This window comes from Terasakiispira papahanaumokuakeensis, from assembly GCF_001709345.1.
GTDB lineage: Bacteria > Pseudomonadota > Gammaproteobacteria > Pseudomonadales > Halomonadaceae > Terasakiispira > Terasakiispira papahanaumokuakeensis.
Window position 1 is genome coordinate 1412838 of sequence record NZ_MDTQ01000001.1, and the last position, 14288, is coordinate 1427125.

The window sequence follows — 14288 nt, forward strand, 5'->3', positions numbered from 1 at the left end:
ACGGCACCACAGAACCCCAGGCCAGAGATTCTGTGGTGGGCTTGATATGCGGCGAAGGGCTCGATCAAGCGTCACTGTCACTGATTAAGTCATGGAACTGGTCGACACTTTTGATGGGTGTTTGAGGCATATTAGGGAAGCTTTCACCGAACCATTTCTTTTGCAGTTCTGCCAATTGGCCGCTTTCGCGCATATGCTTCATAAAGCCCGTCATGTACGCCAATAGCTCAGGAGAGCGTTTCGGGATCGGCCAGGAGACAAAGCCAGGGCCTGAGACCGCCTGACCTTTGGCGAAGAGATCCGGTTTAGAGGCCACCAGGGTATTGGCTGGAATGACCGCATCGATGACATAGTCCAGGCGACCGTTGGCTAAATCAGCAAACGCTTCGGGGTAGGATTCGTACTCAACGACATCCCCCAGTTGCTTGCCTTGATCCGAGAGCATGGTCTTGAGTTCAGGTAGCCGCGCGAGCAAAGCGCTACCGGCTTGCACCCCGAGCTTTTTCCCATCCAGATCGGCAATGCTATTTAAGCGGTCGTCATCAGCACGTTTGATATAAAAGTGTTGGGCTGAACCATAAGGCGGGGTGTAGTTGAAAACCCTTAGCCGATCATCGGTGACCAGGGCACCTGTAAACGCCATATCATATTGGCCCCCAGCTACCGCAGCGAGTAGCCCTGTCCAAGGCAAAATTTCCTGACGCACTTCAAAATCAGCATATTGGCGGAAGGCTTCCAGCATATCCTTGTTAAAGCCAGTGGCTTTGCCATTTTCGATAAAGTTAAAGGGTGAGTAGTTATCTTCGGTGGCCACGACCATGTAACCGCGTTCTTTAATCTCATCTAGATCTGCTGCGTGTGCGATTGAAAGCGTGAGAGAGGCGGAGGTAATCAAGGCGCCAATGGCTGCTTTAATCAGTGTTTTACGGTGATGTCTTGGTTTTGTACTTGTCGCAAATAATGTCATGGCAGCACCCTTAATCATTGCTTGTGTTGTTATTAATTGATGTCATCGGTTGGCTTTTGCTTGGGTCTTTCAAGCTGACCTTTTCACCCTAGCCAAGGGGATGTCTTGCTGAGTAGGGCCAGTTTTTCCTTCTGATGGGGCCAGCGATGAGTGAGGGCAATTTCGTGCGAAGACTCACCCTGGCCTGCTCTTTGCAATGCTTCTCTTCGTGATTAAACGCTGATGGCAAATAAGCCTAAGCAATGATCAGGCCAAGTCTTGAATCTTCACGGGAGAGCATGATGTTGAGTCACTATTTCGCGCTAGATAGTCATACCGGAGGCGGCCTCCAAGAGCAGCTGCGCAAAGCGATGCTGGATGCGATCCATGCGGGTGTGATTCCCCCTGAGGAAGCCTTGCCATCGTGCCGTAAACTCTCCACCCAGCTTGGTGTTTCACGTAATACCGTGGCGCTGGTATATGAGCGCCTGGTTGATGATGGTTACTTAGTCAGCCGCCCTCGGAGTGGCTATTACTTACATGATGCGTATCGCGCCGATGGGAGCGAAGGGGCTGCTTCAATGATGCTCCCTCAACCGGTGATGGATGCACCAAATTGGAACAAAAGACTGACGTCACGGCCCAGTTATTTGCAAAATGTGCTGCGCCCCAGCCAATGGATGACGTTTGATTACCCCTTTATTTATGGCCAACTGGACCAGCGTTTATTCCCGATGGAAGCTTGGCGTGGCGCTTCAAGGCGCGTCATGGGGGCACAGCGTGAGCGTTGTTGGTTGCATGATCGCTACGATCAAGATGACCCCATGCTGATTGAACAACTCCGCAGCCGGGTGCTCCCCAAAAGGGGGATCCATGCACAAAAAGATGAAATTCTGATCACCATGGGGGCTCAGAACGCGCTGTTTCTGATCGCTCAACTGTTATTGAATCGCCAGACGCGCGTTGCGGTTGAAAATCCGGGGTATCGAGAAGCGATTAATGTGCTGCTACACCAGGGCGCCGAAATCAGCTATCAGCCGGTGGATCATGAAGGGATTTGTCTGGATGACAACAGTGCGCGCTGTGATTACCTCTATGTGACCCCCAGCCACCAAGTGCCTACGGGCGTGACGATGAGTGCTGAACGACGTCAGCAGTTGATGCAGCAAGTCAATCGTTATGATCAGATCATCTTAGAAGATGATTATGATGCTGAAATCAACTTTGATTATCAGGCCCAGCCCGCCTTAAAAAGCACCGCCATTGGATCGCGGGTGATTTATATGAGTAGCCTTTCTAAACCTCTATCGCCGGGGCTCCGGTTGGGGTACTTAGTGGCTGATGCGGAGTTGATTGATGAACTCAGAGCCTTGCGCCGCCTGATGTATCGTCATCCCCCCTCAGGATTACAGCAGCAACTGGCCCAGTTTCTGGCCCAAGGTCACTATGATCGTTATCTGAGAACCTTTAATGCCGAGATGCGCGCCCGCTGGGAAGTGCTCGAAGAGACCGTCTGCCGCGAAATGCCTCATTGTCAGCGGATCAGTGAAGCCTATGCCAGTGCTTTCTGGCTGGCCTTGCCAGAGCAATACGATAGTCAACGATTAGCCTGGCAGGCAGCACAGCAGGGCGTTTTGATTGAGCCGGGCTTTCAGCACTTTTTCAGCCAAGTCCCGCCGCGACATTACATGCGGTTGGGATATGGGGTGATCGGCGTAGAGGCGATTCCAGAAGGGATTAAACGGCTGGCCTCGGTGCTTTGAGTGGTGTGAGTCTTGTGACACAGAGATTCTATGGTCTCTAATCTGTCTGCTTAAAAGACCCTCTGTATGGTGTTTTTATCCGGCGTTTGTATCTGTTGTCTGGTGGGGGCCTCATTTATGCTGAGGCTCTGTTCGGAACAGCCCTCATCGAATCAATGACGAGGGCTGACGGGGCAAGCGGGATGAACTAGGCGATTTCTCCAAGCGCTTGATCGATCAAGCTCAGGCCTTCTTGGACTTCGGCTTCGGTGACGATACAAGGCGGCACAACGTGGATGCGATTGGCGGCGATAAACGGTAGCAGCCCTTTACTGATGAGGCTGGCTTTCAACTGATTCATCTTGTCCGCCGCCAGTGGGGTCCGGGTCTGACGGTCCTCAACCAGCTCCAAGGCATGGAAGACGCCGACGCCGCGTGTTTCGCCGACAATGGCATGTTTTTGGCTGATATGCTGTAAACCTGTCGCTAACACGCCGTTGCCAATGGTGGCTGCATTGTCGACGATATTGTGGGCTTCCATTGTATCGAGTGTGGCGACAATGGCGGCCATGGCCAAAGGATGACCCGAATAGGTTAAGCCGCCATAGAACATGTGATCGTCGAAATAATGGCTAATAGCCTCGGACACAATGACCCCCCCAGCGGGGACATACCCTGAGTTGACGCCCTTGGCAAAGGTAATTAAATCAGGTTTAACGTTAAACAAGTCAAAGGCGAACCAGCTGCCCGTGCGGCCGAAGCCTGCCATGACTTCATCGAAAATGAGCAGAATACCGAACTCATCTGCCAGGGCTCGAACGCCGTCAAGATAGCCCTGAGGCGGGATTAGAATCCCTGCTGTACCGGGAATAGTTTCTAATAAGATAGCGGCAATGGCTTCAGGGCCTTCACATTCGATCACGCGGCGAAGATGCTGAAGTGCCCGTTGGCATTCTTCTTCTTCATGACTGGCCCAGAAATCGCTGCGGTACAGATAAGGGTTAAAAAAGTGAGCGTGGCCGCGGGCAAACTCATTGGGCACTCGACGAGGATCACCCGTGGCGACAATGGCGGCTCCCGTGTTGCCATGATAGGAGCGGTAAGCCGAGAGGATTTTATCTCGGCCAGTAAAGCTTCGGGCCATACGAATGGCGTTCTCGTTGGCATCGGCACCGGCATTGGTGAAAAACACTTTACTGAAGCCTGCCGGGGCTCTTGCCAGAATACGTTTTGCCGCTTCGCCACGGGCTTGGTTCGCATGGGCGGGGGCAACGGTGACTAAGGTCTCCGCTTGAGCCTTGATGGCGGCAATGACTTTGGGATTTTGATGACCGATGTTGGTGTTCACGAGCTGACTGCTGAAATCTAGATACTGTCGGCCCTCGAAATCCCACATCCGACAGCCTTCAGCCCCGGCAATCGCCATCGGATTGAGCTGGCCTTGTTGAGACCAAGAATGAAAGACATGCTGACGATCAAGTGAGATGATATCGGCATTCGTATTGGGGGCGTGCCGGGGATTGGGGGCGTGCAGGGGATTGGGGGCGTGCAGGGGATTGGCGGTATGCATCGTGGAGCTCCTGAGTCATGTCAGCCTTGAGCGTAAGTGGTCTTGCCGATAGCCCATAGAGCCAGTCCTGGGCGCGGCATGTGACAGTTCCGCCCCAGCGTGATCAAGATCGTTCTGGCTGGCATGCCCTGATGGATATGCCGTCATCAATATTGTCCTGAGTGACAGTGAAACTGGCCCTACACAACCAGGGCAGGCGGCGGTAAGCTGATCCGAAGTTTTGACGTTGATGTGATATCGCATCGCATCAATGGCAGACACTGAATCATATGATAACGACTGACTCACCCATGGAGATCATGATGGAAAAATGTGTATTTATCACTGGGGCGACATCCGGATTTGGACGTGCCGCCGCAAAACGTTTTGCTCAGGCGGGCTGGTCTTTGGTGTTGTCTGGTCGTCGTATTGAACGGCTTGAAGCTTTAAAAGAAACCCTAGGCGACCAAGTGCCTGTTCATATTATCGCCTTGGATGTACGTGATGCAGAGGCCGTGCAAGCTGCGGTTGATCAATTACCTGAACCGTTCAATCGTATTGGCACCCTCATCAACAATGCTGGGCTGGCGCTGGCCCCTCAAGCTGCGCAAAAAGTGGATCTGAAAGACTGGCATACCATGATTGACACCAACGTGACTGGGTTCGTCAATGTGACTCATGCCGTGATGCCCAAATTATTAGAAACCGGGGAAGGCGCCACCATTATTAATGTGGGGTCTGTGGCGGGGCAGTGGCCTTATCCTGGCAGCCATGTTTATGGCGCCTCAAAAGCCTTTGTGAAGCAATTCAGTTATAACCTGCGTTGCGATCTACTGGGTACGGGGGTTCGCGTTACCGACATTGCGCCGGGCATGGCCGAAACAGAGTTTACTTTAGTGCGCACCCGCGGTGATCAAGCTGCATCCGATGCGCTGTACCAAGGAACAACCGCCTTGTCTGCAGAAGATATTGCGGAGCAAATGTTCTATATCGCCACCTTACCGCCGCACATTAACTTCAACCGTGTTGAAGTGATGCCGACCCGACAGGCATGGTCTCCCTTTGCGGTCGATCGCGACTAAAACCGGCTGCACCCCAATGTTATTGCCTTTAACGCCCACATTCGTGGGCGTTTGTGTCTTATCATGCCCAACACTCGTATGCTTGGTGCCTTTGTTTTCGTCTCGATATCGACGCCACAAGGGCCGACCGGCCATACCTGACTGATGACCTCAACGCCGCCAACTTTTAATTGTCGTTAACTTGATTGTCGTTAGCTTGAGTGTCGTTAGCTTGAGTGTCGTTAGCTTAACTACCGGCAATTGAATAGCTAGCTATTTAGTTGCTGGCTATCTATTTTAGTGCTATGATCTACCCCACTTGAATGAATCACTTAGCACTCAAGCCCCAGTATCTCAGTGAAATCATACGCCTGATCTGCTTCGGCGTAGTGGTATCTATTGTGATGCTGATTATTAAATAGTGGTTAATTCTGTTTTAACAATGGCTTGCCCTTTAAATGCTGTGAAGTATCTCCACTTTGTTAGGCAAGACAAAACACACCTTGTCGAATCGATCTAAAGGTTAAAACGAGCAAACGTTAAAAACCTTGATATCCAATAGATCGCATTTTATTGATGTTTGGAGGTTAATATGAAACGGTCCATGATTCCCGCTATGGTCTTCGGTATTGCTGCGGTTGCCCTCTCAGCAACCTCTATGGCTCAGGGACGCTACGAAGTTGATCAAGGGGCCGTGGGTAATATGCACACGGCGAGTATCCAATCCCTCGTCGCCGAGGGTCAGAGCCAAGCGATGGCAGAACAGATTCAGCGCAGTGAAGCAGACCATGCCTATGGCACATTGCCTGAAACCCAAGTGAAATCACTGGTGGCGGAAGGGCAAAGCGGTGCACTGGCTGAGCTGACGCTCAAATCAGCGCAGCAGGATGCGGCTTATATAGAACGCACTTCTACCCAAGATCCTGCGATGCAAAATGCCTCTGCCTCACAAGATGCTCTGAATGATCTGGTCTCTGAAGGCCACAGTGCAGCCCAGCAGGATCACATCGAAAATATGTAAGACTGGCAATCAAGTCTCAGCATTGTGCTGAGTCACCGTTGCAATGATTGAAAAGGGGATGGCGATGCCATCCCCTTTTGTTGTTTAAAATCTGTTGTTTAAAGCCTGTTGTTTAAAATCTGCTGTTTAAAATCTGCTGTTTAAAGCCCGTTATTTCACACCGGCTTGCCAGGCGGCAGCCAACTGCTGCGTTGAGGCTAAAGGGTTCGGTTGACCACAAATCGCGGAAACCACCGCCGCTGCACTGACGCCAGTGGCCGCGACAACCCCAATATTGGCGTGATTGATACCGCCAATCGCCACAATCGGTTTCTCCGTCAGCGCCTTCAAAGTGGCTAAACCCTCGGGCGACAACACGGGGGCCGCATCGGTTTTGGTTTGGGTCGCGAACACCGGGCCCACGCCAAGATAATCCGCCGCCGCCACATCTGCTTGCTGAATTTGTGCGCTATTCGACGCCGATAACCCGATTAAAGCCCCTGGCCCCATTAGATCGCGCACGGTTTGAACCGGTAGATCGCGTTGCCCCACGTGAACCCCATCCGCACCGCAAGCCAAAGCCACATCAACTTCATCATCAAGCAAAAACGGCACTTTAGCCGGACGTGTTAAAGCGAGCAGCGCATTGGCGAGTTCGAGTAATCGGCGTTTCTTCCAACCGGGAGCCCGCAACTGAATACAGGCGACACCGCCTTGCAAGGCCGCTTTAACGGTCTCAATACAACCTTGTTCGCCACCGCACATATCCGGATCAAGCACCAGATAAATCGGCCCAAGGGTTTGGGCATTCGCCGCGTGTTGAGACGACGCGGGCTGAGAAGACAGGGGCTGAGAAGAATAGGGGGCATTCATGACTCAAGGCGCTCCAAATCGTGTAAGTTCAGATCATATAAACTATCGAGCAAAGCCACCGAGAGTGAACCGGGCCCTTGGCTACGCTCTTCAGCAATTTCGCTGGCCGCCGCCATAAAGGCACAAGCACTGGCCGCGGCCTCAAGAGGTGCCCGACCAGTGCCTAAACAGGCCGCGACCAGAGACGACAAAGCACAACCCGCCCCAGTAATACGGGTTAACAAAGCGCTGCCACCTTCCACCCTCAACACTTGCTCGCCATCGGTAATGTAATCACGTGCGCCTGTGACCGCGACAATGGCATCAGTCTGCTGAGCCAGTGACCGTGCCGCCTCAACCGCATCATCACTCAAGGCCACTGATTCTGGGCCACGGCCCACACTTTCAAACCCGGCTAACGTCATAATCTCCGACGCATTACCGCGAATCGCGCTGGGCGCTTGTTGAATTAACGCCTCACACAAGCGTGTTCTCAAACTCAGGGGGCCAACCGCGACCGGATCGAGCACCCAAGGATTACCCGCCTCAAGCGCCGCATCGACCGCCGCACGAATCGCAACCGCCTGAGATTGGCTTAAAGTGCCCACATTAATCGACAACGCTTTCGCTAATGACTGGAACTCAGACGATTCTTGAGGATCACTTAACATCGCAGGCGTCGCCCCAATCGCGAGTAACAGATTCGCGGTGAAATTAGTGACCACATGATTTGTAATGATATGTGTCAGCGGCGCCTGACAACGCAGCTGGAACAACACATCGGCCGCCGTAGCGGCAGGGAATGGAGTTGAGCCGACCGGCTCGAATTCTTGTGCCATCGTGACTTTCCAAACAATAACGCGAAACGATGCGCACAGCTTAAGAGTCTGACATCAATGATTGAAGCGGCCATTCAAGAGGCATCAAGCGTCAACTTGAAGGGCACACCCAAAGCGTGATCAGTGAACTCCCTACGCTGGCACAACCCAGATCAGGTGTTACGGGTTTATCTCAGCCGCATACACGGCACCCCGGTCACAACTCACTATGTTAACGCCTGAACTCACCGAGTGCACGCCAGCCCCAACAATCCCCCGCAAGCAGGCCCCTACAGAAAATTCCGAGGTTCATCGAAGGGTTGTAGGAGCTTGCTTGCAAGCGAAAGAGACTAGCTCAAACTTCTCCAACTCTCTCCCGGCAAACACGCTCCGTTAACTCCTGTAAACGCTGCACTTCACCGGCCAGATAATGAAGCTCTTCTTCGGTGATTTCATAATGCATCGAATACCGCGCATCAATATATGCCCGTTGCAGGCGGCGGAAGCTGCGGCGGTGGAGTTTGTCGTCCATCGGGAAAATATCGGCGAAGGCACGGTCTTGCTCGGCGCAGTATTTTTTCAGTTTTTCGATATTGTGTGTTTTCGGCAGGTAGTTACTCATGACCAGTAAGGTACAGGCGAAGAAGCGCTCTGTGGCTTGATGAAGATTAAAAGCTGCAATGGCAAGAGAGCCCCTTTCCAGATAAATACCGTAACCAAAAAGAAACTCATTTGCGGACTTAAACCAATGATCAAAGTGCCCCTGTGCAATTTCCCGACGCTCTTCTTCGGTTAAGTTCCCCGGTTCAACGAGTGCCTTCCCGTTGGCGTTATAAAGCAAGATACCTTGTTCACGAATATCGGTAAAAAAGTAGTGACCTTGTCTGAGCTGTTCATTCACCTCTTCCAAGGTATGTACAATCAGCCCTAACGGTGCGCTTTTGACTTTACGCTCGATCTGCTCTTCCGCCCTGCGCCAGACAAGGTCGTCTTCCACCAGCGCGGATTTGTTGACGATGACCAGAATGTCATAGTCACTGACATAACCGTTGGGAATGTCCCGCACCCAACCGCCTTTAGCATGGCTACCAAACAGAATGATTTTTAAGATCCGAAACTCGCTTTTACTCCCGCTCTTACCCTGAAGATAGTCTTCTAGCGTATCGCGCAGAATCGTCGAGATCGTCGCCAGCTCACGCTGTTTATATTCGGGCAGATGGTCGAGGGATCTTCTCATAAAGCCATGCTTGGTCTGTGACTGAATCGCCATAGCATAAAAGAAGGGGCAGACAAAGAACACCGCCACCGTTCACTGTGCGCACATCACTGAAAAGAATGTGATTCAATTCAAAGCGGTGCTTGTGATATTCAACACTTGCCCGGCACGTAATCGAAAAACGGGAGATGAGAAGGAGTGGCTTTCGGTGGTGGAACCTAAGCGGACTTACGGCAGGCTTGCGGACACCATGAGCTTGATTCGGGGGGATAACCAGTCAAAAGTGCGCATTAGTGCGCATTGATTGATATCGGTTGAAAATCGCAGGCAGATTCCCACAGCAAGTTCAGCGGTTAATCGAGGGGCTGTGGGAGCTTGCTTGCAAGCGAAGAAATGCTCGCTTATGCCTCCTTATCTTCAGCAATCGAGGAGCCTATGCCCGCTTCATTGCCGAAGTTCAGACACGCGCTGGCGGTTTTGAGCAAGGCTTTGTTCTCATCTTGATCAAGCCCGCTGTCTAGGTACCGCACGGCCGCAACCAGCCCGCATTCCAATTCGCTAAAAAAGTCGACCACTTGACCACGCAGCGCGCTTATTCAGAGTGGCCGCTGCGCTCAACCTCACCTCGACGTTTAGTTATCGTCGTAGTGCTTGAATCGAGCCATCAACGCCTCCTGCGTTTCAAAACCCGATCACATCATAGTTCCGGAGGTTTTTCTACAGCCTGAACGCCGCCAGCAGGGGCAGAAGCACGCAGTGCGGAGGTCCCACTGGCTGGCTTTGTTAGGGCCTTCACTTGAATACAATGCCAACTAAATCTTCTATAAAACTGCTGGCTTTCTTTGGCCCAATTTTGTATTTTCCGGGGTGGCCACATTTATTTCTCAAGTTCAGGCAATCTTCTAATACCGATCGTTGATTTTTATCAAACAACCCTAGTTCCTGTGTTGCCATTAATCGTACTGATTCTTTTATTAGTACTAGATCATCAAGCTTTTTAATTTACTTTGCTTTCGGGTCAAATTTCTGTACCGCTGGGTTTACATTAGAAACACCACACGAAAAAACTTCGTCCCTAATTTTTTTTACGGCTCCCGACCAGAGATAAACAACACTCGCACGCAACGCATTGACCTGCAGACATTTTACAGCCTCACTTAGATAATCAGTAAGGTCATTGTCGCTGATGCTATCTATGAGGCTTTCCAAAGAAGATACATCGTTTTCTATCTCTATATCATTAGCTGGTAGATTCAGAAGGTCGCGGACATGAGTTTCACCAGTACTAGTAAGTTTCCATAGAAACTTGTTTCCATCCTTGCCAACTGTGTCAACCAATGGAGCAGATTGGGATAGAGTAGCCGCTAGGTTCAACTTATCAGCTCTAGGTATTTTTGCTCGCTTCAAAAGAGCTCTCAACCCTTCGACAGTTATGGCATCCCCGTTCTGGTATCTCTGAAAAAAATACATTGCAGACAAACAGATATTCTTAAGACCACCTGTTTTGATTGGGTGTAAAAACTCAACGATAGTCATCTATTAATCCTTGGGGATTTCCTTGTTTCCTTTAACAACATTGTAAGTGTCTTTCAAATAGAGTTCCCCGCTGACAGTTAACTTCCATCCTTTACCTTGTTGATTGAATAGAGCTTTCCCACTCCTTTTCGCTTGTCGCATCGTATTGTCTGCTCTGCCCGGAGTAACGAGCCCACAAGCATCACCCAACTCCTTTATTTCTTTAGCTTGAATTGGATAAGCGCCATAATTCGAATAGAGCCATGCCACCAGAAGCATCACGTTATCCTTCGGCTTGTCGTGCTCAAAGCTTGAAATAAATGCGCCTATATCGGTGTTATCAGGCGCTGGATTTTCCTGGGGCTGAGTAACAGCTGGCTGCGTTTGTTGAGGTTTATGTTTCGCCGGTGCATCTTTAAAGTAATATGGAATCATTACCTCAAAGGCTGATTCTCGTATAGCCGGATCGAGCTTGGAGATTAGCTCATTCATCTCCAACAATGTGGTTTTTACTTTTTCTTTGTCCATCTTATATCCTTGCAGATTGGTTGATATTTATTGTGTAGCCCTAACCAGCCTGTAGAAAAACCTGTTTTCAAACCTGCCTGCCCCACCAATAGCTCGCTTTCTGTTGTTTATTTCCGATTGCCGGTTTTCATCGGCCATCGTTTGTTTATTCTGTGTTTTTGGTCTTTTTAGGCTTTGGCTACCTGTAAGCTCGATTCGTGCTACTTTCAGTGCCTATTTTAGGCTGACAGATCCAGCTTTTCAGAAACGAGTCATGCAGGGCATATTCAAATGACCTCGGCTGCAGCTGATATTGATCATTGATGACCACCATCGACGTTTGGTTGTAGTCGTAGTGCTTGAATCGAGCCATCACCGCCTCCTGCGTTTCAAAACCCGATCACATCATAGTGCCGGAGGTTTTTCTACAGCCTGAACGCCGCATTGCAGCGGCTTGTCCGCTGCAATGCTTTGTTAGCTGCTCTGTGCGACCAGCCCACTTGCATATAGCAACTCCTCAATTGTTGCCCTATATTCGAGCTTTGTCGTCCTTATATCATCTCTCCGGCAATTATACTTAACCCTATGTGCTGACAAATTACCCAACTCTCGAAATTTATCTATGTCCTTTTTCACATCATTCGATATATTTATTTCAGGTCTAGATATGGCTTTATTAATGAGTGTTTTCAAATTTTGGTAGTTTCCTTCAGAATCTTTAACATCACCCTCAATCCCTGCTTTTTCAAATGCATGAATTAACAAAACTTCCAACAATCGGCGCATCATTAGACTGCAAGCATCAAAAAGATTGTTTTCATAGCTTGCGTTTATTTGTTGAGCCAACTTTATGAGGTATGGCCGCTTTGTTTCCTGGAGAAGAACTTCCGGAAGAATCGAATCATCAGAGACAATTTCTTCTGCTTCACTTATTTTAGGCAGGATATCTCTAAGCTGCTCTAATTTTTTAACCGAGAGCCTGTATGTATCTTTTGCTGATCCTTTAACAAATGATTTTGACTTAATAACTTTATTTTTCAATCGGCTTTGATTTGGCTTTGCGAAGCCAAGAGCAAATATAAATGATGAAACATCACTTATTGTAAATTCAGATTCTTGCTTGTTCTCTGATAGGTAGTACGCAAGTAGTTCCACTTTCTCAAGTTCCGTTCTTTCCGAAAGCATGGCCAGTTTAGAGAAATTCTCGATTTTCATGATTCAGGGAGCATATCAGATACGAATATTTCGCCAGCACGGGTAAGGTGCCACTTAGTGTTATCCTCTGCATTAGGCTCAAACAAATCCCTTTTATTCTTTTCATTGATCATGATCTGGCGCAGGTGACTTGGACGTTTAATTTTTAGCATCTTGTATGCGTATTCAATTTGCCCCTCCGAGAAACTATCTTCACCCAACAGCTCAGTGATGTAATGACCAATAACAGCAATAATATTGCCATTTCCTGTCCCTGGCTTTTTATCTTCTATGTAAGCTTCCAGAGATGGGGTTTCCCCATCACTATGGATGCTAAATCTTTCCATTGAGACTTTAGGAGCAGATCTTTTGCTGGTGCTGGATTTAGTTGTAGTCGATTTATTAGCAGGTGCTTTTTTGGCGGCAGGAGCTTTGGGTTCCACATCTTGCGATGGCGAAATATCAACCTTCGATGGGGATTTGAGAAGCTCTTTGAACTCATCAAGGTAGCCCCTAACAAAGGATTCGCTGCCCTCAAGCTCAATAGTGCCTTCTTTTACATTGATTTTTGCTTTTGTTGTCTCAGCCACTTACATCTCTCCTTAATTTTTCTAATCTATCTGTGACAGCTAACGCCCGCATAAAGCGCCCGAGGTACGAGGGTCGCCTTTGATGCGTTTGTTAAAGGTCATATAAACACCGAGCTGAATACATACCAACCGCCAAAACCAACTATAATAAGGCAAAGCATAGCGCCAGCTAACGGAGATTCATCAGATAGCATAGTGCTTACTTGCAAGATCAACTCTTCTGTCTGTTCCTTGGATAGAACGTCTACCCCTGTTGGTATGATTTTCTTTAGAGCTTCCCTTTTCTTTTTAGTTAACATTGATAAATCAATATCTATATATGAACGAACTACACTAGCAGATTCTCCTGTATGTAGCGGGGTATCGGAATTACGAATTGCTTTTAACTGCTGCTTTAACTTTGGGATTTCTGCGAGCAGCCCTATGAAAACAAAAATAAATAACATTGTAAATACAGCGACTACATATACCCAAAAACCAATATTTCCACTAACTTTAACCTGATCTTCAGCCTTAACAACTTGCAGCGCTTTAACATTTTTAATTCTCGATGAAGCAGAGAAAACTGGATCACTAACATCGGTCAATGCACTAAATTTTATGTAATCACCTGGATTTAAAAGCTTAAAATTCAGAGTTATTACTGAGCCTACTGCCGAAACACTTGCGTCAATATTATCTGGAGACGTTTCATCTAACTCAGCCTCAAAAATCTTTCCGTCTTTCAATTCCAACTTAGGATCAGAAATCAGGTCACTAGCTGTTATCGCAGTTCTTCCTGTATTTTTAAATTCAAAACTAGATTTAGATAACGTATTTATTTTTTGATCGTCATATAGAATAACCAAGTTTTCAACATCAGTTTTTTTCTCTACTATCGTAACTGTATGCGCTGTAGTTAAGGTAACTTCAGCCGAAGAACTCCACAAATCCCATATTATGGGTGCTAATACCCCGACTATCGCAACGATTAAACCAACAACTGTTAGAGATAGTCCTTTCTTGTTACCTGCCATATTCTCCGATCCTATTTACCATTTAACATTTTAATACTGCGCATGCGCATTTTCTCAAGCGACAACGACTCCAAAAAAATCAGCAACCTATTGAATTAGATAGTTTTTCACATATCCCTAACCATTGTCGCTTGTAAAAAAGGCGCATGCGCGTTTGCATAAAATACTCTGCTCAATATCGTACAACGACACACCCCTAACAGATTGATATTGAAACATCTTGTGCAATGGCGCTAGTGAAAAGTGCGCATTTATTGACATGTATTGACGCAGAATAACGCC

The 14288-nt window shown here is 48.6% G+C and carries 13 protein-coding genes and 1 riboswitch; of the genes, 3 read left to right on the top strand and 10 right to left on the bottom strand.

Annotated features, from left to right (window positions below):
• Window positions 1-64: 64 nt before the first annotated feature.
• Window positions 65-967, bottom strand: coding sequence for a transporter substrate-binding domain-containing protein (locus BFW38_RS06125; RefSeq protein WP_084004789.1), 903 nt, complete (start codon window positions 965-967; stop codon window positions 65-67).
• Between the two features lie 278 nt (window positions 968-1245).
• On the opposite strand from BFW38_RS06125, the gene pdxR reads away from it, so the two are divergent.
• Complete coding sequence (pdxR, locus tag BFW38_RS06130) at window positions 1246-2709, top strand: MocR-like pyridoxine biosynthesis transcription factor PdxR (RefSeq protein ID WP_245686086.1); 1464 nt, start codon at window positions 1246-1248, stop codon at window positions 2707-2709.
• A gap of 187 nt (window positions 2710-2896) precedes the next feature.
• Here the strand turns inward: pdxR and BFW38_RS06135 are convergent, their stop codons facing one another.
• Window positions 2897-4258, bottom strand: coding sequence for an aspartate aminotransferase family protein (locus BFW38_RS06135; RefSeq protein WP_084004490.1), 1362 nt, complete (start codon window positions 4256-4258; stop codon window positions 2897-2899).
• A 302-nt stretch (window positions 4259-4560) separates the two neighbouring features.
• On the opposite strand from BFW38_RS06135, the gene BFW38_RS06140 reads away from it, so the two are divergent.
• Together BFW38_RS06140 and BFW38_RS06145 are read left to right on the top strand one after the other, a co-directional pair.
• Complete coding sequence (locus tag BFW38_RS06140) at window positions 4561-5319, top strand: SDR family NAD(P)-dependent oxidoreductase (RefSeq protein WP_068997602.1); 759 nt, start codon at window positions 4561-4563, stop codon at window positions 5317-5319.
• 571 nt (window positions 5320-5890) lie between these two features.
• Window positions 5891-6319 (top strand): hypothetical protein, encoded by a 429-nt coding sequence (locus BFW38_RS06145; protein ID WP_139116567.1) that lies wholly within the window; start codon window positions 5891-5893, stop codon window positions 6317-6319.
• 150 nt (window positions 6320-6469) lie between these two features.
• On the opposite strand, the gene thiE is transcribed toward BFW38_RS06145, so the two are convergent.
• From thiE to BFW38_RS06185, 8 genes are all read right to left on the bottom strand, one after another.
• Window positions 6470-7171 (bottom strand): thiamine phosphate synthase, encoded by a 702-nt coding sequence (gene thiE / locus BFW38_RS06150; RefSeq protein WP_084004491.1) that lies wholly within the window; start codon window positions 7169-7171, stop codon window positions 6470-6472.
• Window positions 7168-7989 (bottom strand): hydroxyethylthiazole kinase, encoded by an 822-nt coding sequence (thiM, locus tag BFW38_RS06155; RefSeq protein WP_068997604.1) that lies wholly within the window; start codon window positions 7987-7989, stop codon window positions 7168-7170. Before thiM ends, thiE begins: the two co-directional genes overlap by 4 nt.
• A gap of 111 nt (window positions 7990-8100) precedes the next feature.
• A riboswitch (TPP riboswitch) is annotated at window positions 8101-8194 on the bottom strand.
• A 129-nt stretch (window positions 8195-8323) separates the two neighbouring features.
• Entirely contained in the window at window positions 8324-9274 is a 951-nt protein-coding gene (locus BFW38_RS06160; protein WP_139116568.1) for a HEPN domain-containing protein, read from the bottom strand.
• A 912-nt stretch (window positions 9275-10186) separates the two neighbouring features.
• Window positions 10187-10720: a hypothetical protein gene (locus tag BFW38_RS06165; RefSeq protein WP_068997605.1), complete on the bottom strand. Its 534-nt coding sequence runs from the start codon at window positions 10718-10720 to the stop codon at window positions 10187-10189.
• Window positions 10721-10723: 3 nt separating this feature from the next.
• Window positions 10724-11227, bottom strand: a complete 504-nt coding sequence (locus BFW38_RS06170; protein ID WP_068997606.1) for a hypothetical protein — start codon at window positions 11225-11227, stop codon at window positions 10724-10726.
• Window positions 11228-11680: 453 nt separating this feature from the next.
• Complete coding sequence (locus BFW38_RS06175) at window positions 11681-12421, bottom strand: DUF4145 domain-containing protein (protein WP_068997607.1); 741 nt, start codon at window positions 12419-12421, stop codon at window positions 11681-11683.
• Window positions 12418-12990: a hypothetical protein gene (locus BFW38_RS06180; RefSeq protein ID WP_068997608.1), complete on the bottom strand. Its 573-nt coding sequence runs from the start codon at window positions 12988-12990 to the stop codon at window positions 12418-12420. The genes BFW38_RS06175 and BFW38_RS06180 overlap by 4 nt, the downstream gene beginning before the upstream one ends.
• 98 nt (window positions 12991-13088) lie before the next feature.
• Window positions 13089-14006 (bottom strand): hypothetical protein, encoded by a 918-nt coding sequence (locus BFW38_RS06185; protein WP_068997609.1) that lies wholly within the window; start codon window positions 14004-14006, stop codon window positions 13089-13091.
• Window positions 14007-14288 lie beyond the last annotated feature (282 nt).